Annotated in this window: 21 protein-coding genes; 9 read left to right on the plus strand and 12 right to left on the minus strand. The window is 43.7% G+C overall.

The window, feature by feature from the left end; all coding sequences use genetic code 11:
* Position 1 precedes the first annotated feature (1 nt).
* Genes H7R39_RS07225 through fliW form a run of 3 tightly spaced genes read right to left on the minus strand, consistent with a single transcriptional unit; the run spans position 2 to position 5,026 of the window.
* Positions 2-652, minus strand: coding sequence for a pilus assembly FimT family protein (locus tag H7R39_RS07225; protein WP_185898618.1), 651 nt, complete (start codon positions 650-652; stop codon positions 2-4).
* Positions 646-4,614, minus strand: coding sequence for a hypothetical protein (locus tag H7R39_RS07230; protein WP_185898619.1), 3,969 nt, complete (start codon positions 4,612-4,614; stop codon positions 646-648). Before H7R39_RS07230 ends, H7R39_RS07225 begins: the two co-directional genes overlap by 7 nt.
* A 28-nt stretch (positions 4,615-4,642) precedes the next feature.
* The gene (fliW, locus tag H7R39_RS07235; protein ID WP_185898620.1) at positions 4,643-5,026 is read right to left on the minus strand and encodes a flagellar assembly protein FliW; all 384 of its coding nucleotides are present in this window, start codon (positions 5,024-5,026) and stop codon (positions 4,643-4,645) included.
* Between the two features lie 149 nt (positions 5,027-5,175).
* Between fliW and H7R39_RS07240 the strand changes: the two genes are divergently transcribed.
* The 5 genes from H7R39_RS07240 to H7R39_RS07255 all read left to right on the plus strand — a co-directional run bounded on the left by H7R39_RS07240 (position 5,176) and on the right by H7R39_RS07255 (position 10,487).
* Positions 5,176-5,823, plus strand: coding sequence for an outer membrane protein assembly factor BamD (locus tag H7R39_RS07240; protein WP_122862170.1), 648 nt, complete (start codon positions 5,176-5,178; stop codon positions 5,821-5,823).
* Between the two features lie 9 nt (positions 5,824-5,832).
* Entirely contained in the window at positions 5,833-8,259 is a 2,427-nt protein-coding gene (gene lon, locus H7R39_RS07245; RefSeq protein WP_185898621.1) for an endopeptidase La, read from the plus strand.
* Between the two features lie 403 nt (positions 8,260-8,662).
* A complete protein-coding gene (locus H7R39_RS07250; protein ID WP_221892111.1) occupies positions 8,663-9,247 on the plus strand; it encodes a hypothetical protein in 585 nt (194 codons plus the stop codon).
* A 40-nt stretch (positions 9,248-9,287) separates the two neighbouring features.
* The gene (locus H7R39_RS11465) at positions 9,288-9,410 is read left to right on the plus strand and encodes a hypothetical protein (protein ID WP_267454983.1); all 123 of its coding nucleotides are present in this window, start codon (positions 9,288-9,290) and stop codon (positions 9,408-9,410) included.
* A 483-nt stretch (positions 9,411-9,893) separates the two neighbouring features.
* Positions 9,894-10,487: a hypothetical protein gene (locus tag H7R39_RS07255; RefSeq protein WP_407644568.1), complete on the plus strand. Its 594-nt coding sequence runs from the start codon at positions 9,894-9,896 to the stop codon at positions 10,485-10,487.
* A gap of 291 nt (positions 10,488-10,778) precedes the next feature.
* Here the strand turns inward: H7R39_RS07255 and rpsR are convergent, their stop codons facing one another.
* The 6 genes from rpsR to H7R39_RS07285 form a co-directional block, all read right to left on the minus strand.
* Positions 10,779-11,039, minus strand: a complete 261-nt coding sequence (rpsR, locus tag H7R39_RS07260; RefSeq protein ID WP_002946417.1) for a 30S ribosomal protein S18 — start codon at positions 11,037-11,039, stop codon at positions 10,779-10,781.
* Between the two features lie 14 nt (positions 11,040-11,053).
* Entirely contained in the window at positions 11,054-11,635 is a 582-nt protein-coding gene (locus H7R39_RS07265; protein WP_185898622.1) for a single-stranded DNA-binding protein, read from the minus strand.
* A 9-nt stretch (positions 11,636-11,644) separates the two neighbouring features.
* Positions 11,645-12,031, minus strand: coding sequence for a 30S ribosomal protein S6 (gene rpsF, locus H7R39_RS07270; protein ID WP_185898623.1), 387 nt, complete (start codon positions 12,029-12,031; stop codon positions 11,645-11,647).
* A 90-nt stretch (positions 12,032-12,121) separates the two neighbouring features.
* Complete coding sequence (holA, locus tag H7R39_RS07275) at positions 12,122-13,108, minus strand: DNA polymerase III subunit delta (protein ID WP_185898624.1); 987 nt, start codon at positions 13,106-13,108, stop codon at positions 12,122-12,124.
* Complete coding sequence (locus tag H7R39_RS07280) at positions 13,101-15,020, minus strand: RNB domain-containing ribonuclease (RefSeq protein WP_185898625.1); 1,920 nt, start codon at positions 15,018-15,020, stop codon at positions 13,101-13,103. Before H7R39_RS07280 ends, holA begins: the two co-directional genes overlap by 8 nt.
* Positions 15,017-15,835 (minus strand): HDOD domain-containing protein, encoded by an 819-nt coding sequence (locus H7R39_RS07285; protein WP_185898626.1) that lies wholly within the window; start codon positions 15,833-15,835, stop codon positions 15,017-15,019. Before H7R39_RS07285 ends, H7R39_RS07280 begins: the two co-directional genes overlap by 4 nt.
* Before the next feature lie 129 nt (positions 15,836-15,964).
* Between H7R39_RS07285 and ilvC the strand changes: the two genes are divergently transcribed.
* The 4 genes from ilvC to ruvX all read left to right on the plus strand — a co-directional run bounded on the left by ilvC (position 15,965) and on the right by ruvX (position 19,956).
* Positions 15,965-16,987, plus strand: coding sequence for a ketol-acid reductoisomerase (gene ilvC / locus H7R39_RS07290; RefSeq protein ID WP_185898627.1), 1,023 nt, complete (start codon positions 15,965-15,967; stop codon positions 16,985-16,987).
* Positions 16,988-18,604 carry a divergent polysaccharide deacetylase family protein gene (locus tag H7R39_RS07295; protein ID WP_185898628.1) on the plus strand — a complete coding sequence of 539 codons (1,617 nt, stop codon included), beginning with the start codon at positions 16,988-16,990 and terminating at the stop codon, positions 18,602-18,604.
* On the plus strand, positions 18,601-19,368 hold the full coding sequence (dprA, locus tag H7R39_RS07300; protein ID WP_185898629.1) for a DNA-processing protein DprA: 768 nt from the start codon (positions 18,601-18,603) through the stop codon (positions 19,366-19,368). Before H7R39_RS07295 ends, dprA begins: the two co-directional genes overlap by 4 nt.
* A 213-nt stretch (positions 19,369-19,581) precedes the next feature.
* Positions 19,582-19,956, plus strand: coding sequence for a Holliday junction resolvase RuvX (ruvX, locus tag H7R39_RS07305; RefSeq protein WP_185898630.1), 375 nt, complete (start codon positions 19,582-19,584; stop codon positions 19,954-19,956).
* A 248-nt stretch (positions 19,957-20,204) separates the two neighbouring features.
* Here the strand turns inward: ruvX and H7R39_RS07310 are convergent, their stop codons facing one another.
* From H7R39_RS07310 to H7R39_RS07320, 3 genes are all read right to left on the minus strand, one after another.
* Positions 20,205-20,807 (minus strand): alpha/beta hydrolase, encoded by a 603-nt coding sequence (locus tag H7R39_RS07310; RefSeq protein WP_185898631.1) that lies wholly within the window; start codon positions 20,805-20,807, stop codon positions 20,205-20,207.
* An 84-nt stretch (positions 20,808-20,891) separates the two neighbouring features.
* Positions 20,892-21,320, minus strand: coding sequence for a VOC family protein (locus tag H7R39_RS07315; RefSeq protein ID WP_185898632.1), 429 nt, complete (start codon positions 21,318-21,320; stop codon positions 20,892-20,894).
* A 123-nt stretch (positions 21,321-21,443) separates the two neighbouring features.
* Positions 21,444-22,397, minus strand: a complete 954-nt coding sequence (locus H7R39_RS07320; RefSeq protein WP_228724755.1) for a hypothetical protein — start codon at positions 22,395-22,397, stop codon at positions 21,444-21,446.
* Positions 22,398-22,415 lie beyond the last annotated feature (18 nt).

Consider the following 22,415-nt stretch of genomic DNA (forward strand, 5'->3'; position numbering starts at 1 on the left):
TTTACCAAGACCCTGATAATATTTCTGGACTATCGCCTATATTTGCGGCAAAGGCACTAAGAGTTATAGTTTTGGTATCTTTGCCTAATGATGTTTTTGAGGTTACTTGCACTCTTGTTACCCCTTTGTTGTTGTCATAATTGCCTTGCATGTCGTAATAGTTTGAATCAGTTGTTATAACTGATTCTATTATATTATCTCTATCTCCGTACGTAACAGATGTGGTGGTCTTTAGGCCGCTTGATCCCTCGGCTGTGTTAAAGGAGTTTATGCTCTTGTCTAGCCCGTTACAACTCTCGTCAAAATTTACTGTTTTTATAACCCCCTTGGGATCCGGAAGCGCAAAAACTCTCCTGCCGTCTTCGCTTATTGTATTTTTAGTATAAAAATTATCGGTAGCATTGCCCATTGCGTTTCCAAATATAGGCGTTGGATCTTTTAAAGAAAAACTACCTACACACGAATACGGCGCTTTTAATATAAGAGCCATTCTTGTCTTGGCATCCATAACGCTTTGTTGTATTAATCCTTGGGTATTATTGCTTAATGTTCGAGATATTACCGTAGGGATAGCTATCACAGTTATCCCTACTATCACTATAGATAAAATCAGTTCAATTAAAGAAAAACCTTTTCTCATGTCTCTTACCAATCCGATCTTTTGCTTGGTTTTTCAGAGTAACCGTTTAGGTCTCCTTCGTTGGTGTCTAGCACTTTGCCTGGGTTTGTGATTTTTTCACCTTTTTGATTAAGGGCTCGTCCACCCCACTTAGGCCTATCAAAAAACGTTACACTAAATTTATTAGACGTTGCCAAGTCGTCGGTTTTGTTGTATATAAGCCATTTTGATGCCACCATCTCTATCTCTGTAGTTTCAGCTTGGGTATCAGATAGCGTTAGTGTTTGGATACCATTTGATATGTCTTTAGATGTTAGACTAACGGTAGCTGATTTAGGTTTGTATTCACTTACCGAACCATATGAAGAATCCACATGAGATCCGTTTAGGTACCAGTCGGAGATGCTTGGTAATGAAGTGCCTTTTGCCAGAGTATATGTATCCTTCTTACAATTCTTACAATAAATTCCAAAGTATACATCGGCATCAAAACCCACTTTAGGGCCTTCGTAATATGGTGCATATACTATACCGTAGTAGAACTGAGTTGTTGTTTCGTCAGCAAGCAGTGGTTTTACATAGGTGTTAGCTACAGTTGTACTTCCGGATTGCTCTTTTACGTTTTTAAAGGTAAATATGTTGCTATTAACCGTAAATGGATCCAATGGCTCGGTTACTTTTCTGGCAAAGTTAAATTTGACATCCGCTTTTACTTCACCATTTGTAAACGCGTCCTTGGATACGTTATATACTCCAGAGTTATCATTAGTAGTCGTCTTTTTTGTTACTAATGTATTTGTACTATCGCGGAAAAATAAAATTTTACTTTTCGCATCTGATTGATTTGGAGTTTTGATATTATCCTTGTCGTTTAGGTCGGCTATGCCGGTATCTATATCTATTTCAAACTGCGCATCTTTAGCATAGCAGCCTTTTGTGTACATTCTTGCTACTGTGTGATCTGCATCTCCTAGTCTAGCTTTTACATCAAATGTAGCTCTTGCAGACATCGCTATTTCGTTTGACATATATGTCATGGCGCCGCCGTTAAAGCCGGTTATTCTAAGGTTTTCTACATGAATATCTTGCGGGTTAAATTCGAAGTCAAATTCCGATCTGATATTGCAACCAACCTTTCCATTGGTCTCTGTGTTTTTGTGGCTATTTACTATGCAGTCACCATTTTTTTGGTCGTGACTTGTGATCGTCCACTGGTTGTCAAATATTACCAGTTTTGCTTTGCCAACTTCGTAATACGCAAAATCTTTTTTATCTGCGATAACTGTTGCTCCCTCTTGATATCTTTGAAGCTTAGCTGCTCCGTCTGTAAATTTTGCTGCAAGCGAAGTTACCGGCAGGCTAGTAACGGATGTGCAAGTTGCTGGTATTTCTGGAGTAAACCTGATATATTTTGTATCAAGATTGTCGCCAGTGAAGTCGGTAGTGTAGCCTTCTGCCTTGTTGTTTTTATCGTTCATGGCCCATGCTCCAAAAGCAGGATAGCTTTTTCCGCCAACCAAAACACGATTTGTTATTTCGCTATTTGTTGAAGTATTATAAATTTTAAACTCTTTAGGTCTAACAGTAAAGGTATCGGAGGCGCAGTTTGCTTTGACGGCTTTTGTTATCGGATCCGTAAAAGAGAGCTGTACATATAAATTCGAATACGCTTGTTCTATTAATACCCCCTTGAGATCAACGATAGCGGTGCCATCTTTTCCTTTTTTAAATTCTACTTCTTTAGAATATACTGAGGTGCCGGTCGCCTCGCAAGAGGTTCGTATATCTACCTTTACCTTGGTGTCCATATTTGTTTTAGCTGGCTTGACGACGCCTGGAGTCGTCTCTTCGCCGAAGTGTACTATCTTTATATCAAAATTACGATTAGCTATTTGAGTATATAGGTTTTTGGAGTCTTTTACATCGCCTGTAAAATTTTTATTTACGGCTCTAAAATTATTGATATTTGGTACGTCTATAACTTTAAGGTAGTATTGCTTTTCCTGGCATCTTTCTATTTTTCCTTCGAAACTTAAATTTAAAGCGCTATTGGTAAAGGATGCTCTATATATAGTCGCATTAAAATCATCTGTTTGTTTTAGCTTGGAGTCGTATTGGATAAAGGCTTGATTTGTTAGATCTATGGTGCCGCCTTGATTTGACTCTCCTATCCTGCCGGCATCTTTACCGACGGCAAAGGTTAGTAAATTTTTAGATGATTTTTGGAAGTTTGTATTGTCCGGGTTGAGAGCTCCCACTGTAAAAGTTGCGTCTGATTTCGCACTCAATACCATATGGGTAGTTTGAGGCTCGTATTCCGAGCTTTTAGGATCTAGGCTTGCGGTTACGGTTAGTTTTTCGGCAGATTCGTTTCCTAGGTTTTTTATGGCGACTTGAGTTCTTAGGATGCTATCTTTATTTACCTGCGTATGTGATTTGCTATCGGTACTTACTTCTTCAAATACACCCGCTTGATTTTTGGTAAACAACGTCTCCTCGTAGCACACTTTTGGAGAGTAAAGTTCGGTTGAAAAGGCCACTAGACCGACGTTTGCTCTTTCGGCATATATTCTAGCGGGCGGAACCCCATACTTCCATGATTCGCAATTTTTAGATGATAATTTGTAGCCTGCATCTTCTTTGTCTTTATCTAGTTTCCACTCGGACTTTGCAATTATATTTACCCACGCTTCGGTTTCGGCATTTCCAATCTTTCCGCTTATATCAAAGATATCTAGGTCCATTTGGTTATTGTATGTCCTTCCGGAGTTTATGTTTGTGCCGAATTTTGTGATTGTACTATTAAGTTGCTGGCCAGACATATTTCCGTTGGAAGTTACTGATTCGTATTTATTATCGCGCCATACCTGTATATCCTCGCTTCCGGTTTCTTTTTTTGCACCAAAGGTCAAAACAGCAAGAGTTGAATTTACTGGACCGCTAGGTGGGGTATAAAAATCCGTAAAGTGAAGCAGGGTTCTTTTTGAAACCAAATTTGGACAACTTGAATTTGGATCTAAAACTTTAAGTCCGTCGTATATGTTAATGCTTTTAGGCTTTATATTTTTTGATTCATTTTCACCAAAGTCATATACTATAATTAATGCCCATCCACCATAGTGCGGTGCAAGATTTGGACGATTATCATAACGACCGCTCCAATTTCCGTTACGATAGGTTTCTATCCAGCCGGGGGCACTAGTAGATGATTTTATGTTGCCCGCTATAAAGGTTCTTTGATCTTTTGTAAGGCTTTTTTTTACAATATCTGTAACGTCAGCACTTGCTTGGTACATAAAATACATTCCACCCTTTGCACTGGTGTTCACCCAGCTATATGAGCCATACCAAAACACGTCTTGAGGCTTTGCGTTTATAGAGTGCTGTTTGCCATCAGGTGTAAGAAATTTGATTGTATTAAAACCTCTTATTTCGCTAAAATAGTCTTTTCTGAGTCCATTAACGTCTTGCGCTTTTGCACCATACCAACTAGATATACCGCCCGCCCAATAAAGCCTGGCAAATATTACCTTGCTGCCGTCTATATTATTTCTTTCTAGTTCCGTAGGCTTTTTTGAAAAATCAAATGTTGATTTGGCTGAGTTATAGCTAAAATGAGCTGGGTCGTCATTCTCCGGTAATATATACGTAAGAGTTCCTGACCATAATTTGGTTATAGGATTGTAATCATACCCTCCGTTTGTTGGCTTAGAAATGGTGGCGCCTATTATATCCATATCTCCGTATATGCGCTTAATTTCTTTGCCATCTTTATCCAATATCGGTCTTTTTGCCATAACATCTTCTTTGATATCAATATACGTACCTTTATTTCTATTTCCATCGTAATAAACCCATTGAATAGGATGTGTTACTCTTAGATCTGGTTGTTTCTCGTCAAGGTCAATATGATATTGTATCGGGTCTCTTTGTTCTGCAAAAGCTGGGACAAATAAAGCTACAAGCGCAATTAGCGCAAATTTAATGTTTTTCATTTCTATTTCCTTCTTGTTAAGAAATATTTCATTTTTCTATAAAATCCGAAATTTTTTCGGCCTGTTTATACATCGGATATGCCCACGCATCAAGCACTATCTGAGATAGCGTCATGTTTGTCATATTGCAAACGATAGGAGCGATGAAATTTACCGTCGAGGTCTCGATTGGGGTGCTTACGACCATGATGTTGTAGATCCTTAGCTCGCTTTTGTCGTTTATGTCCATCAGCTCCTGGTAGTACGTCGGTATCTCAAATTCGTAATTTCTCAAGGCGTACGGGTTTATCGCGGTAAAAGACGTCTCGTCGTCCTTGCTTTGAAGCTTTACGAAAAATTGATCTAGCTCTTTTAGTTCGTAACTTTTGATATGCTCAAAGCCTAAAATCGGACTTTTGACTTGAAAAACCATATACATCTCCTTAATTATGCATTTACTTTTTACGCGAATTGTACCTAAATTTTTCTATTTTTAAGCATAAATAAAACAAAAATTTACCAAAAAGCAACAAAAACAATGGTAAAATAGCCCATTTAAAAAATTTAAATTTAAGGGAACGTATGAAAAATTTGATCAAATTTTTATCTGCGGTATTTTTTGTTTGTTTAATCGGCGGTTGTGCCGACAAATACACGGAGCTTTATAATTTAACGCCGGATCAGTGGTACTCCGAGATCATCGGCGATATCAAAAATCGCGACCTAGAAAGCGCCGACAAACACTACACGGCGATGTCTAGCGAGCACGTAGCTAGCCCGCTTTTAGAGCAAATGCTACTAATCCTAGCCCAAGCCCACGCTAATGACGAAGAGTATTTGATGGCGAATTTTTACCTAGACGAATACCTCAAAAGATACGGCGATAGCGGCCCTAGGAGCGAATTTGCGCAGTATTTAAAAATAAAAGCGAATTTTGACTCATTCTCGCAACCTAATCGCAATCAAAAGCTAATGCAAGACAGCATCGCCGAGATAGAAAAATTTCTCTACATCTACCCAAACACGCAGTATCGCCCGCTGATCGAAACTATGCTGGTTAAATTTAAGCTCGCGATCTACAACCTGGACGTGCAAATAGCTGATCTATATGAGCGTACCGGCAGGGACGAGTCGGCGCAAATTTATAAAGAAAAGGTGCAAGCTTCGCCGCTAAACGACGCAAATATCGTGCTTCCGCAGCTTCCTTGGTATAGAAAAATGTTTGAATAGGAGCTAAATTTGCAAATTTACGAATCAAAAATGTTCCCTGCGCAGCTACCCGTCATCGTAGAAGACGAGCTGTTTTTATATCCATTTATGATCACGCCGCTTTTTTTAAGCGACGAGGAAAATATCGAAGCGCTAAATTTGGCCCTCGAGTCGCAGAGCCCCATCCTGGTCGTACCGACGAAGGCGCAAAACGAAGGCGCGCGAGAATTTGACTCTATCTATGATGCCGGCGTCATCGGCACCGTGATGAGGCGAGTACCGCTGCCGGACGGCAGAGTGAAAATTTTATTTCAAGGCACGAGCAAGGGTCGCATAGTCTCAAGAGTATCCTCAAAGCCGCTGCAAGCCGTCGTAGACGTACTACATGAAAAAAGACCCGAAAACACCAAAAGCGACGCGCTACTAACCGTACTTCGCGAAAAGGTGCGAGATCTGGCCGCGCTTAGCCACTTTTTTCCGCCCGATCTTTTAAAAACGATAGAGGAGAGCGCCGAACCTAGCCGCGTTTGCGATCTCATCTTAAGCTCACTAAGGCTAAAGAAAAAAACGGCGTACGAGTTTTTTATCGAGGAAAATTTGGAACAAAAGCTGCTAAAACTCATCGACTATGTCATCGAGGAGATCGAGGCAAACAAGCTTCAGCGCGAGATAAAAAACAAAGTCCACTCAAGGATCGACAAGGTAAATAAGGAGTATTTTCTAAAAGAGCAGCTAAAACAGATCCAGCAAGAGCTCGGCTCCGATACGAGCCGCGAAGAGGAGATCGAGGAGTACCGCAAGAAGCTGGAAGCTAAGAAGAAATTTATGGGCGAGGACGCGTATAAGGAGATAAAAAAGCAAATCGACAAACTATCGCGCATGCATCCAGACTCCGCCGACGCCAACACGACGCAAAGCTACCTCGACTGGGTCGTAGAGGTACCGTTTGAAAACCTGGCCAACAAAAAACTAAGCGTACAAGAGGTCGCAAAGCAGCTAAATGCCGATCACTACGGGCTTGAGAGGCCAAAAGATAGGATAGAGGAGTATTTTGCTCTGCGCGAGCTTTTGCAACTGCGAGGCGTCGCAGGCAAGGTAAATAACGGCGCGATCTTGTGCTTTGCGGGGCCTCCGGGCGTTGGTAAAACGAGTCTGGCAAACTCCATCGCAAAGGCGCTAAAACGCGAGCTAGTGCGCGTGGCTTTGGGTGGTCTTGAGGACGTAAACGAGCTGCGCGGACATCGCCGCACCTACATAGGCGCGATGCCGGGCCGTATCGTGCAGGGGCTCATCGAAGCAAAACAGATGAATCCCGTCGTGGTGCTAGACGAGATCGACAAGGTCGGCAGGAGCTTTCGCGGCGATCCGACGGCGGTACTGCTGGAGATCCTGGATCCTGAGCAAAATAACAAATTTAGGGATTATTATTTAAATTTTAATATCGACCTAAGCAAGGTCGTCTTTGTCGCGACGGCAAACGACGTGAGCGCCATACCGCCGGCACTGCGCGACAGGATGGAGTTTATCGAGCTTAGCTCTTATACGCCGCAGGAAAAATTTGAGATCGCTAAAAAATATCTAATCCCTCAAGAGCTCAAAAAACACGGCCTAAAGCCGAGCGAAGTAGCTCTGGGCAAAGACGTGCTAAGCCTCATCATCTCGGACTATACGCGCGAAAGCGGGGTGCGAAACCTGCGCCGCCGTCTGGCGGATATATTTAGAAAGGCGGCAAAAAGGCTGCTCGAAGGCGACGTGCAAAAGATAACCGTGACGACTAAAAATTTGAACGAGTTTTTAGAAAAGAAGGTCTTTGAGATCGAGCATGCGGATAAAAAACCGCAGATCGGCCAGGTAAACGGGCTGGCGTGGACGAGCGTGGGCGGCGACGTGCTAAAGATCGAAGCTATACGTATACAAGGCAAAGGCGGCCTGCAGATAACCGGGTCTTTGGGCGACGTGATGAAAGAAAGCGCGTATATAGCGTTTAGCCTCGTTAAAGTGCTGATCGATACTAAAAAGATAAAAGTACCGGCCAAAATCATCCCAAGCCTGCCTGATGACGTCAAAGACGGCGTGAAAAAAGAGCCGAGCCCTAGCGAAGTGTATCGTCGCTACGATCTGCACATCCACGTACCTGAGGGCGCCACGCCAAAAGACGGGCCGAGTGCCGGTATCACGATGGTGACTGCGATCGCCTCGATCCTAACGGATACAAAAGTGCGAAGCGACGTAGCAATGACGGGCGAGATCACGCTAAGCGGCCGCGTGCTACCTATCGGCGGGCTAAAAGAAAAGCTCATCGCGGCGCATAAGGCTGGCATCAAAACCGCTCTGATACCGCGCAAAAACTATGAACGAGATCTGGGCGACATCCCGCAAGACGTCAAAAACGATATGCAAATCATCCCTGTGGACGTCATCGAAGACGTGTTAAAAAATGCGTTCGTCGCAAAATAACTACAAAATTTGATTAAATTTAGCCTCGTTTGCGGGGCTAAATTTCTACTTTAATATCATCAATTGATGATTAAAAATTTTACTTAGGCCTAAGATAGAAGAGTTAGTGGATTCTAGAGATTTAGCAACGGAGGAGAAGGATACGGATTTAGCAGATAAAGAGATGCCAAAAAAAGTAAACGATAAAAAACAAAATAGATATCCTTCGCAAACTCTACTTTCCTAACTGCTATGAAATTTAGGTATAGATTTAATTGCAATCACTCTTAATAAAGCATTAAAAATATCGAATAGTCGATAATATTTTAAAAATAAATATTGATTATAACTTAAATATTGTTTAGGACTGCGAAAGATAAAATGCTGAGAACGGAAATTTAGCACAACACAAAAGGTCTACGTAATGCAAGAAGGACTACTTTACAAATACCGTAAAATTCACGATAAAATCATAGCAAACATCGATTTTGCCGTTTATTTTATATTCGCCCTCGGGATTTTTATTATTCCCGGCGATATTCTCTCAAGCTACCCTATTTGCGCAAAATTCGTAAATTTTATGAAACAATACTTTCCAAATGTCCAAATCTTTAGCGACGTTAGCCCTTTCAAGCAAGAGATTGAGTTTTATACGAGCTATATGTGGGTGATCGGGCTACTTTGGGCTGCGGAGATGACGTTTTACGCGACTTGTTGCTATACGATATTTTACCGAGAGGATAAAGAACTGCAAGAAAAAGTAAAAAGTTTTAGCTGGCCGCTATTGATCTTTGCTTTTGGGATGAGTATATTTGGGATTTACGTATATTACACGGGTTACATCGTCACTGGCGGCGTGAGCTTTATGGCGTGGAGTATCGAGATAGATTTTGCAACCAAATTTGAGATATTTCAATACATACTACTTTTTCAAGCTATTTTTATGTTCGGCGTAGCAATGTTTGTTGCATTATTTTGTACGCTATTTTATAAAATTTATGAAAATTAAAGCAGTAGGTAAAAAATTTAATAAATAAAGGAGAATAGACATGAAGCCAGAGGAAGTAGTTCTCGACAAAGTCGAAATAGTATGCAAAGCAGATAGCGACGACTGCGGGGAGAGAGTGAAGGCAACAAAAACTATGTTAAGTAAGGAAGCCAAAAAGCCATAAAAGATATGGGTGTGATAGCCACCGCTATAGAAGAAACTACAAAAGAGTTAAAAGTAACAAGGGCTTAGCCGTGGCGGCTACAACCGCGGCGCGCTATATGAGAAATACCCCAAATACGTTAAGTTAATTTTAAAGCCATTTCTTTAGATAACCTATCATGTAAAGCTTTAAAAGCGTCTGTTAAAATTTGGGTAACCATGGGTGGAGGAAGTGGCTATTGGTGCACAAACGGCTACTAAAGCTATAATAATGTCTTAGAAGTCGCTAAGTAACTAAATGCAAATGTCAAACAATTAGTTATAGATAAACAAGCCTACGACACAAGAAACCTTTCAAATTTAGAAATAAGAAATATTATCGATAAGATGACTCCTGCTTTCTAGCATCCTAATAAGAACGGGTAAAGAGCTGGATCTGGGAAGCAAGGGAATATACAAAGTAAAAAGCGGAGATACTCTCTCAACCATAGCACAGAAAAACGGTATGGCTACCAAAGGCTTATTAAAACTAAACACTTGGCTGGCAGATGAAGTCAGGGTATCTTTCCTGCAAAACAAGGTATCGGTAGAATCAAACATACTGAAAATAAACGAGATAGATCACGTCCTAACAGGCGATAGAAACGCAGAAAATATCCTAATAGATGCAAACGGAGGAGACGATACCCTAGTGGGAGACAATAAAAAAGATATACTAAAAGGCGGAGAAGGCTTTGATGCATACTACGCCGGAGATAAAGATATCATAACCGATAGTGACGGTAAGGGAGAGGTGTATTTTGATAAGACTAAGCTAGTGGGCGGAGTATACGATAAAGAGAAAAAAGTATATCTAAGCGATGATAAAAGTATAGAGTATAAACTGAGCGGCGATAAGCTAGCGTTAAGCAAAGGTAGCAAGCCTCTAGCGATCAATAAATTTACAAACTCCAAAAAGATCCTCACCTTGGCAGCAATGAAGCACTCTAAGAATATTCAGAGAGCAATTATCCAGTGGGCGACAACGGTAAAGATCCGTATACAACAGCAGAGGCTCCGATGTAATACAAACAAAGATGAGACAATAAAGTATCTTTAACTCAAACAAAGACTGCACAAAAGAGACGATACTATATATGGCGAAGAAAGCAAGAAGGTAATGTATAGATATGATATTTACCGTATTGCTCATCAATATAAGTATGCCACATGAGAGTAAAATTTGCACGGCTCTATAAATTTGACTGTTTAAACTTGCGTATAGGTCTGATAAGTGACAAGATAAAGTTGTAACTAAAAATCCGCTTAAGTTATAACTTGTGTTTTAGAAAATTAATGCAGGAAGTAAAAAATAAAATTTAAAATTTAAGCCCTAAAAAGGGCTTAAAAATTATAGTCCTTCAAAAGGATTAGTTACTACGTCGTCGCGATCGACTACGTAAGGTATTAAAGCTGCTTGGCGAGCGCGCTTTATAGCCTTTTCGACCATCTCTTGGTATTTTTTAGACGTTCCTGTTAGGCGTCTTGGCATGATTTTAAATCTCTCTGACAAGCAGTACTTCAAAAGCGAAGTATCCTTATAGTCGATAAAATCTATCTTTGCCTCTGTAAATTTGCAGTATTTGCGTGAATATTTTCTTTTTTCAGCCATCGTTTTTTCCTTAATTAAAATGGTATGGTTTCGTCGCCGTCATCGTATTTGTCGGCATCTATATCTATTTCTCGGACGTTATCGCCGTAGTATTCGTCTTTTGGTTGTTGTTTTTGTTGCTGCGGTTTATTAAAATTTTGCCTTTGCGTGCCGCTTTGAGCATAGCTATTTTGCTGATTTTGTCCGCCTTGATAGCCGCCGCCGTAGCTGTTATTTTGGTAACCGCCTTGCTGATAGCCTTGATTACTATTTTGATTATATCCGCCTTGCTGTTGTCCTCCGCCCAGCATCTCCATATTTTCCACGCTGATCGTGTGTTTGCTTCTATTTTGTCCGTTGTTGTCCGTCCATTGGTCGAATTTTAGGCGACCCTCGACTAGAAGCTTTGAACCTTTGGAAAGATATTGGTTTGCTATTTCCGCTTGTTTTCCGAAAAATGTTATATCAATAAAGCACGTTTCTTCGCGTTTTTCGCCGTTCACGTTAAATTTTCTCGTTACGGCGATGGCGCTGTTGCCTATGGCTGCGCCCGCAGTCGTATATCTAAGCTCGATATCTCGTGTTAAATTTCCTACTAAAACGACTCTATTAAACATTTTTCGTCCTTATTCTTGCGCTGCCGAAGCTTCTTCTGCTTTGACTTTTGGTTCTTTTTTGTTTAGTTTGATGCCCTTGCTCATCTTTTCCCAAGCGGCAATCTCTTTTTTGTTTTCAAATTTGACCGTTAAGAATTTGATGATCTCTTCGGTGATTCTGATGATACGCTCGACCTCGGCGATAGCTTGGGTCGGAGCCTCGAAATACACGACGAAATAAGTTCCGCGCTCGTATTTTTTTACGGTATAGGCTAGTTTTCTAGTGCCCATAGACTGCACAGACGCGATATTTGCGCCGTTTTTGGTTAGGATTTCTTTAACGAAATCAACTTTTGCGCTTACTTCTTCTTCCGTCAAAGTAGGCTTTAAAATGAATAAAAGCTCGTAGTGCTTCATTGATTCTCCTTGTGGGTATTAAGCTCGTTTGCGCGGTTGCAAACGGGCAAGGAAGTCTTTCGACAAGAGCTGATTTTATCTTTTTTTTACTTAATATTTGCTGTTTTTGCCGATAAGATTTTGTAGGCCCAGCACGCAGGAGAGTAGAAAGGTTTTTTTATCGAGCGCAGAGTTTGTTTTTAGCTCAAATTCCGCCAAATTTAGCGCGGTAAATATTTCTTTATACGCTTTTAAATTTACTGCCAGACACTGCCTTTTTAGTTCGTTTGCGACGTTTGGCGGCGGCGCATAGCCGAGCGTTTCTTTGATGTCGAATTTGCCTGTTATTTTGATGCCCGCATGTAGTTTAAAGAGTCTAAAAAACGCACGGTAAAGCGAGTTTATAAACAAAATTTCATTAAAATTCCCATCGTCCGCGCAGGAGAAAAAATCGGCTCTAATATCTTTTAGCGCGATAAATTTATCGAAGAAATCGTCAAAACTCACGCTTGATAGCGAAAAGACCAAGCTTCTTACGATATTTTCGTTTATTGGCTCGTTTAGGGAGGCTAGTTTATTTAGCTCGCTAGCGGCTAGATATAAATTTTCATTATGTATACGGTAGAGTTCAAAAAGCGCGTTTTTTGTAATATTTAGGTTCATTTTTGCGGCCTGTCTACCGAGTAAATTTACGGCTTCTTCGGGCGAGCCGGGTTTAAAAAATCTTGCAAAATTTACTCCGAAAGCCTTTTGCGTATCAAAAACCGCTTTGGCGTCGGGCTCAAAAAGCTCGAAAACGAATGCGCCGCCGTTTTTGCAACCCTCTATCAGGGTTTTTAGCTCTTTTGCGGGGATTTTTTTATCGCTTTTTACGTGCAAAAGCGGGCTGCCGCCAAATAGTGAAGGCTCGCAAAGATGCGCGCGCGCAGCCTCAAAATCGTACTCGTCGTAGTAAAGGCTCAAAATTTCAAAATCTTTAAATTTGGCTAAAATTTCCTTTGCAAAAAGCTCGATTTGGTATTCGTCCGCACCGTAAAGCAAGAAATTATTTGGAAATTTGGCCGAATTTAGCGCGGCTTCAAGCTCTTTTCTATACATCGATTTTCTTTACGACCTTGCCGAAAATTTCGGCCGTTGCGATATTTGCATCCGTGATTTCGACGATGACTTTTTGCAGTAAATTTACGCTGTACGAGCCCAAAAATATCCTAGCGCCTTTTATCTCGTCGTCAAGCCTAGCGACCGCGACGTTTTGATTTTCGCTGATATAGGCGTTAAATCGCTGTCCGACGCGCTCTTTTGCCCAGCGCGCAAATTTTCTATCCATAAAGTCAAACGCGACCCTGTCGGCTTCACGCTCGAGTTCGCTTAAATTTGAACAAGTCGCTTCGATATTTAAAAGCAGGTAGTTGAAAAACTTCTCGTCGTTGCGCAATTTAGCCTTTAAAAGGCGGTGTAGTGTAAGGTCGGAGTAGCGGCGGATCGGGCTCGTAAAATGCGTGTAGCGCTCAAATCCCAGTCCAAAGTGGCCTAAATTTTGCGCACCATATTCGGCTTTTTTTTGCGATTTGATGATGAGCTTATCTATCTCCTCGCGGTTGCCTACGGCGTCGGCTTGGGCCTGGATTTTGCGAACCAAATTTGCGATATCGCTCTCATAAACGAAGTCAAAACCTAGAGCGCCGAGATCTTCGAGTAAAATTTGTATTTTTCGCAGATCCGGTGAGCCGTGATTTCTAAAAACGCCTTTGCCGATGCGTTTTGCCGCAGCGACGTTGGCTAGTAGCATGCAGTCCTCGACGAGTCTGTGCGAGTCCGTATCGGTCTCAAATCTCGTAGAGGCCAGCCCGCCGTCTGCGTCAAGGCTCATACGAAGCTCCTGTGTTCTAAAGTCAAACGCATTTTTCAGGCGTTTTTTGCGTAGGCGCGAAGTAAGCTCAAAAAGAGGTTTTATCCAGCCGGTTTCATCCTCGCGTTCGCCGCGTAAAATTTGATCGACTTCGTCGTAGTTAAAGCGTCTTTTTGAGACGATGAGGGCCTCTAAGAGCTCTTCTTTTACGACTTCGCAGTTTTCGTCTAGCGTGATTTTAAAACAAAACGCAAGGCGCGCGACATTTGGCTTGAGCGAGCAGATATTTTCGCTCAAATTTCGCGGCAGCATCGGCACGGCTTTGTGCGGAAAATATATCGAAAATCCGCGCGTTTTGGCCTCGGCGTCTATCGGAGAGTAGGGGGTGACGTATTCGCTCACATCGGCGATTGCGACGTAAATTTCGCGCTTTTTCTCGTCAAAATATATCGCGTCGTCAAAGTCTTTGGCATCGACGGGATCGATTGTACAAAAAGGTAGCTCCCGCAAATCCGCTCGCTGCGGGTACATCGCAGGATCGACCTCGTCGCCCCATGCGATCGCTTCAGCTTCGCACTCCTCGCTAAATTCATCGTTTTTGTTAAAGACGGCGAGTGAGATTTTTTCGTCGCTGAGCGGGTCGTTTATGTTGCCGATAACCTCGACTATTTCGTTATTTAGGTTGCCGATTTTTAGTAGAGTGCCGGGCGGCAGCATTTTTAGCGATTTTTGCGAGGCTTTTAGCGGCGAGCTAAGCGCAGTTTTTACGTTTACGCCAAGGATTACCGAGCCTATTTGTTTAGTATAAACCACGCTCGTTTCGTTGGCGAGTTTTAGCGTCATCACGACCTTGGCGCTTTGGCGTTTTTTCTTTAGCGGCAGGAGTTTTGCCAGCACGATATCGCCGTAGTGCGAGGCGTTTAAATTTTTATTTTCTATTATTATATCTTGCTTAAAGCGTTTGTCGTAGGGCGCCAAAAAGCCCGTGCCGTTTGCGCTTATATCGAGTTTACCGCAAACAAATCCGTTATTTAGGTAGTAGCGATCTTTGTGGTGGCTTACGGCGTTTAAATTTAGTAAATTTCGTAGGATTTCTTTATCGGAGGAGGCGACTTCCTTTTCGCTCACTCCGTCAAGTAGTTTGATTAAAAAATCTTTCACAAATTCGCTTTGACTTTTGCGACGGCTTCTAGGAATTTGTCTTGCGCAAAGCCGTATTCGTCGAGGCACATTAGCGTATTTTGCAGATTATCGTCGTTTAGCTGGTTAAATATATTTACCGCGCTTTTTACGACTTTAAGGGCTTTTGAGTAGCTTTTTATATGCTCCGGCGCGTCATCTGGGTTATTTGAATAGTAAATCGCATCGACTAGCTCGGACTCGAGATTCCACTGCTCGAAAATTTTAGCGGTCACGGTTTCGTTTGATATCTCGACGATTTTGTTTTCAAGCTCGGATAGGTCGAAAGGATTTGAGATGTTTTTCAAATTTGCCTTAAATTCGGCCGCTTTGCCAGATTCATTTAGCTCGTTAGAGATGACGATTTTACCGACTTCGAGCATAAACGAAGCGGGGCTTAAAATCGCAAGATCGCTAGCGTTTATTTTCGAGTACCAGTTATACATTAATGCGTTTTGTATAGTAGAGATGTTTAAGAAATCCTGGCTCGTGATACCGTAAGGATCCAAATTTATCTTAAAACTTTTTTTGACCGCGCTTGATAGGGCAAAACCGCGAACCGTCGCCATGCCAAACAGCGCCACCGCTCTAGAAACGGTCGTTATCTCCCTACTAAATCCGTAAAGCGGAGAGTTTGCGGAGCGTAAGACGTTTGCCGTTAGCATCGGGTCTTTTTCGACGACTTGGGATAGATCGTTCATTGAGCTATTTTCGTTTCTGCAAATGGCTTGGATTTTTACGACCGTGTCGTCAAGCGGCGGAAGAGCTTTTATATGTTTATAGATTGATTCGTTCATTTTTCCCACTTCATATCGAGATTTTATAATCGCTAATTCTACACTAAAAGGCTTTTTAAAAAACTTAAAGTCAAGTTTGTTTCAGTGTTTAGGTAGTATAATCTCACAAATTTTTTAAGAGGAGAGAATATGGCAGTAAGTATTTACTATGACAAAGATTGCGATTTAAGCTTGATTAGAAGCAAAACCGTGGCGATGATAGGTTTTGGCTCGCAAGGACACGCGCACGCCGAAAATTTGCGCGATAGCGGCGTAAAGGTGATCGTAGGCCTGGCAAAGGGCGGTAAAAGCTGGGCTAAAGCCGAAGCGAAGGGATTTGAGGTAAAAACCGTAGCCGAAGCCGCAAAGGCCGCAAACGTCATAATGATACTGACTCCGGATGAGCTTCAAGCTGAAATTTTCGAAAGAGATATAAAGCCGAATTTAAACGACGGCGACGCGATAGCTTTTGGACACGGCTTTAACGTGCATTTTGGACAGATAAAAGCTCCTGAAGGCATCGATGTCATCATGATTGCCCCAAAAGCGCCTGGCCACACCGTAAGAAGCGAATTTGTCCGAGGCGGCGGCATCCCTGATCTAATCGCCGTAGAGCAAAACGCAAGCGGAAAAGCAAAAGAACTAGCTCTAAGCTACGCTAGCGCGATCGGCGGCGGCAGAACGGGCATTATAGAAACTACATTTAAAGACGAGACTGAAACCGATCTTTTTGGCGAGCAGGCGGTACTTTGCGGCGGACTTTGCGCGCTGGTAAACGCAGGCTTTGAGACGCTAGTAGATGCCGGATATGAGCCTGAGATGGCGTATTTTGAGTGCCTCCACGAGCTAAAACTAATCGTGGATTTAATGTATCAAGGCGGCATGGCGGATATGCGCTACTCTATCTCAAACACTGCAGAATACGGCGACTACGTGAGCGGTCCGCGCGTCATCGGCGAAGATAGCAAAAAAGCGATGAAAGAAATCCTAAAAGAGATCCAAAACGGTAAATTTGCAAAAGACTTCATCCTCGAGCGCAAGGCCGGATACGTACGCATGAACGCAGAGCGCGGTATCGCCGAAAGAAGCCTGCTAAATCAAACCGGCAAAAAACTACGCTCCATGATGCCTTGGATAAGTGCGGGCAAACTCATCGATCAAAGCAAAAATTAATTGAACTCGAAACCTAGAAAAAAAACCGCGAAAAGGCGCTCCAAAAAGGGGCGCTCTAGCGGCGGCCTAAAGCTACTACTTTCCGTTTTTCTCATCGCCTGTATCTTGCTTGTCGGGGCATTTTATCTACTGGACGTCAGGGTTAAAGTTAAGAGCGACAACGTGCTAATCGCTAAAATCGAGCGGTATTTCGGCGATAAGAGCGAGCCCGAGCAAAAGCAGAATTTAAGCCATAAACCGAGCCTTTCGGCCTCAAACGGCTCCGAAAAAGTTACCATAAAAGACGCGCAAGCTGCATCGGGCGTGCACTCGAGAGCAAATTTGACCGATATAAAGGCGCTTTTTGACGAGGCGGAAGCTAAAGGTAAAGTAAAAATCTGCGGCGAAAAAGCTAGAGCCGAAGATAAAAACGGTCAAAATTTGCCAAACGAGCAAGCTAAATTTGATAAAGACGGGCAGGGCGCGCAGAGGATAAATGATAAAAGCTCGCCTGAGGGCGGAAATTTAGCCTCCCGCGATACATCCGAGCTGGACGGGGCGAGCGCTAAAAAGGTAGGCGAGTTAAATTTGACAAATTTAAGCTCTAAAAACGAATCCGCTCAAAATAGCGGCGATACCGTCAAATTTGACGCCTCGCAAACGCCTCAGCGAACGCATATTTTTGCAAATTCCGAAGCCGTGATCTTTGACGATACGCCTATGCCGCAGGCGCAAAACAGCCCCCTAGAGCAAGCGCTAAAAAAAGAAAAAATCCATATCGAATTTAGCGACGCAAACGATCAGGCGGGGCAGGTCGAGGCGAAATTTGACGCAGAAAACGCGTCGCAAAACTCCGAGCAAAACGAGCAAGAAAAGATCGAAAAAGAAAAGCCTAAAAAGGACGAAAAAGCTAAAATTGCAGACTCGAAAAAAACGGATAAAAAAACCGCACCCGAGGTAAACGAGGTAAAGGCCGCCGTAAAAGCGGGCTACAAGCCGCGTCTAGTCATCATTATCGACGACGTGGCGTATAAGCACCAAGCAGACGCGATAAAATCGGTAAATCTAAAGCTCACGCCGTCCTTTTTCCCCGCGACCTCCGCCCATCCCGAGACGCCTGTTTTGGCGCGGCGTTTTAGCTTTTATATGATCCACCTGCCTATGCAGGCTCTAGGCGGCTTTAAGGGCGCTGAGATCGGCACTCTCACGGTAAACGACGACTACGAAAAGATCGCTAAAAAACTGCAAAGCATCAAGCGAGACTTTCCGGATCTAAAATACATCAACAACCACACCGGCAGCCGTTTTACGAGCGACTCGACCGCGATGGATAGGCTGATGCGAGCGATGCGGGACGAAAATTTGATCTTCGTCGATAGCAAGACGACCTCGCCGACCAAGGTTTACGGCGCGGCGAAAAAATACTCGATGCCATACATCGCGCGCGACGTGTTTTTGGATCACGACGGCTCAAAGGCGGCTGTGCGAAAGCAGCTAAAATACGCCGTCGAGCTAGCCAAAAAGCGCTCATACGCCATCGCGATCGGCCATCCGCACAAAAACACGATCGAAGTCCTGCAAGAAAGCGCAAAACTCCTGCAAGAGGTCGAGGTCGTCTATCTAAAGGATCTTTTTTGAACGTCTTAGCCGAGCTTCCTGGCGGCCTTTTGCGTCTTAAAAAGCCGCCGCAAAAGCTATATTTCGAGGGAAATTTGACTCTGCTTGAGTGCCCGATGGTCTCGATCGTGGGTTCTAGAAAAGCTAGCGCCTACACCAGGCAGTGCGTAGAGGCGCTAGCTAGGACGCTGGCAAACAGCGGCGTTTGCGTAGTTAGCGGTGCGGCCATCGGCGTGGATATCGCCGCGCACAAGGGCGCGTATCCGCATACGGTCGCCGTTTTTGGCAACGGACTAAATAAAATCTACCCGCAAAGCAACGCCAAAATCATCAAAGAAATCTACCAAAACGCGCTAGCTCTTAGCGAGTATGACCCGGGCGAGCCGCCGCTTGCATATAGATTTTTGGAACGAAACCGCATCGTGGTCGCGCTCTCGCAGGCTCTGGTCGTAGCGCAGGCAGATACCAGAAGCGGCTCGATGCAAAGCGCGCGCATGGCAAAGGAGCTTGGCGTGCCGATATTTACGCTGCCTCAGCGCCTAGGCGAGAGCGACGGGACGAACGAACTGGTCGCTAGTGGCGCGGCAAATTTGATAAACGATTTTGACGAATTTGCGCTTCGTTTCGGCGGCAAACCCGCGCCCGCGCAAGACGACGAGGTGATAAAATTTTGCAAAAATGGCGCTAGCCTTGATGCGGCCTTGGCAAAATTCGGCGATAAAATTTACGAATACGAACTGGAAGGCAAACTGCGAATATCGTGGCTTACGGTGTTTGCGGAGTAAAATTAGCGGCTTTTGAGTTTAAATTTACGTCGCGCGAGTTTTGATAAAACGGCGGTAAAATTTGAAGTAAATTTTGGCGGCTTAACGGCATCAAATGCGCCCGAGCGACGTTTGGCGATATAAATTTGACGGAGCGATACTGTCAAATTTGAGCTTGCCTGCCGTTAAATTTACTTTTACAAAAAGCTAAATTTGAGAATCTAAAGGACGAAAATGAGCATAATGGCCATCGACGTGGGGCTAAAACGTATCGGCGTGGCGCTAGCCGTCGGGCAAACCGTGATGCCGCAAACGCCCGTACTGCGCAAAAATCGCAATCAAGCCGCGCGCGACGTTAGCGCCATTTTGCGCGAATACGGAGCAAAAAAGCTGGTCGTGGGCGTGCCGCTTGGGGGATCTAGCGAGGACGAGATGCGGCGACGGATCGCGCACTTCGTGTCGCTGCTTGAATTTGACGGCGAAGTGGTCTATCAGGACGAGGCGATGAGTAGCTTTGAGGCGAGCGAAATTTACGCCGAGGGCAGACGCGACGGACGACTGGACAGCATCGCTGCGATGATTATTTTAAAGCGGTATTTGGGGCTTTGAGGCAGTTTGACGTGCGGTAAAACGGCGGCAAATTTGAGTTTTGCGCTAGGGTTACGCCTGGGCCGTCTTGGCTGGTCGTTGCTAGCGCGGACGGCGAGTAAAATTTGAGCTTATTTTACGCCTCTGCTGTAAATTTAGCTGAGATTTTTGCTTAAAAATTTAAAAGCGGCTTGATCGGCGGATTTTCGAGTCAAATTTGACCGCACGGACTCGGTGTAAATGTTTCTTTGCCTTCCAGCTAGGCGCCGCTACCGGCTATAGTGCCGTATCCAATCATCAAGAAACCGCATTTGCTCCGCCGTGCCAAATCGATGCTCGCCGTTTTTCATGACGGTAAGCGTTGCGCCGATTTGGTTTGCAAACTCGCAAATCGTTTCAAAAGATGTTAGATCGTCGTTTTCGCCGTATAAAATATGCGTCGGCGCCGTCCAAAAGATAGGATGTTCTCTAACGTAGCAAAGATATCTCCACGAAAGTTTTTCTCCAAATTTTGTGCTCAGTTCGCCCTTGTCTCGCAGCTCCTCTTCGCTCGCGTTTGCCCGCGACAGCATGTTTAGGATCAAATTTTCCATATTTACGATAGGGGAGATAAAATACGCCTTTTTTATACGCATGTCCCGCAAGGCGTGCATGGCAAAAAACGCTCCGATACTGCTTGCTACGATCGTCACGAATTTGCGGCTTTTAAGGATAGACTCAAAATACGGCGCAAATTCCTCTTTCGCCTCCCACGGCGTGTGCGCTTCGTAATCAAATCCTAGCACGTCGCTATCTGCAAAAAGCGGTTGAAAATGGGCCGCTTCTTGCGCGCTTCCGCCTTTACCGTGTATATACACGACTATATCTTTCATGATTTTACCTTTTTGCGGCTGCTAAAATTTATCTTTGCGGTAAGTGGACGGACAAAATAAAGCGCACTTTGACGCCGCAACTAGTTAAAATTTGAGCAGTCCGTCCTCGTCAAATTTAAAACCGGGCCCCCAAGCAACCTCCCAGTAGTATTCGTCCGGATCGGCAAAATACGCGTGGTATCCGCCCCAAAACGTATCTTGGGGCTCCTTGACGATGGTGCCGCCCGCCTTTTTTACTAGCTCTATGACGCTAGCTACGTCCTCTTTGTTTTTTACGTTGTAGGCTAGCGTGATGCCGCCAAATCCGCTGCCCCTGGGCGGATCGTTTTCGTCGATATCTCGCGCCAGCGCGTCTAGCGGATAGAGCTCAAATTTGGTCCCCGACGTGTTGAAAAAACATACCGGCGGGTCGTCGTCTTTACAATCCGTCTTAAATCCTAGGCCGTCTCTGTAAAATTTCAGCGCCCTTTGCATGCTTCGCACGCCTAGGCAGATGCAGGTTATTTTATTCATTTTTGCCTCCGATATTTTGGTTTATTATATCATTTTGGCGGTAGCGGTTTTAGATCAAATTTGACGTTATAAAATGAAATGAAAGGACTTGCAGGCTCAAAAAACGGGTAAAATTTCAAAAAGCTAAATTTTATCCCCGTTTTGCGTCTCAAATTCGTAAGTTTCGTTTAAGATACGCACGAGAGTGTCGGAGAGATAGGGCTGAACTAGCGTCCAGACGCGGATTTTCGGGTTTAAATTTATCGCCGCGTTCGTGGTTTTTAGCACGACTAGCGCGATCTTTTTTTCTATCAAAAGCGTAGATAGAGCGCCGTCTATCTCGCACAGCAGGCTCTCCTCGATAAAGACGACGTTTGGGCGAAATATCATATCCTCTATGTGGCGTTTTACGATGCTCCACTCGTTGCTTGGCTTCACGTCGATACCGATAAATTCGAGATCTTTTTTGATGATATTAAAGGAGTGCGGATTGGGCTCGGCAACGAGGGCGCTAAAATTTTTGGAATTTTTTATCTTAAAGCTTTGCATGAGATCAAGCTTGTCGTCGCACAGACGTAGCGAAATCTCGGTGCTAGCGCGCACTCCGTGATCAAACTCGAATCTAATACTCGAGCCGTTTTGCTCGGCTAGCGCCATTGCCGTTTCGTAAAATTTGCGGCTTTGAGCGTTCATGTTTACGCGAGGCGCGCTTTTGCTTGTAAAAAAGTCGTGGTCGCAGTGGACGCTAAGGGTAAATTTGATGTTATTTTTATAGTAGTTCGAGAGTAAAAATTTGATCGTAACGGTCGAGTTTGAGACGTTTAAAAGGAAAATTTGAGCCATCGCGTCGATGAGCTTTGCAAGGGCGGCTATATCTGCGTAAAACAGCCTAGGATAGGCGATGTCGTAGTCTGGCAGTACGTAGTTCGTGTTTTTTTGCGCGTCCTCATTTAGCGATGAGGCTAAAAACAGCAAACCGCCCGCTATATCGACTTTTGGTAGCGCGTTTGCCTCGACAGATTCTTGCGTCTCGCTCATCTTGCCTTTTTGAATCGTCTCTTTTTTTATCACGCCGTTTGACCTTCTAAATTTATCCATAAAATAGCAACCGCCTAA

The sequence above is a fragment of the Campylobacter massiliensis genome, from assembly GCF_014253065.1.
Taxonomy (GTDB): Bacteria; Campylobacterota; Campylobacteria; order Campylobacterales; family Campylobacteraceae; genus Campylobacter_A; species Campylobacter_A massiliensis.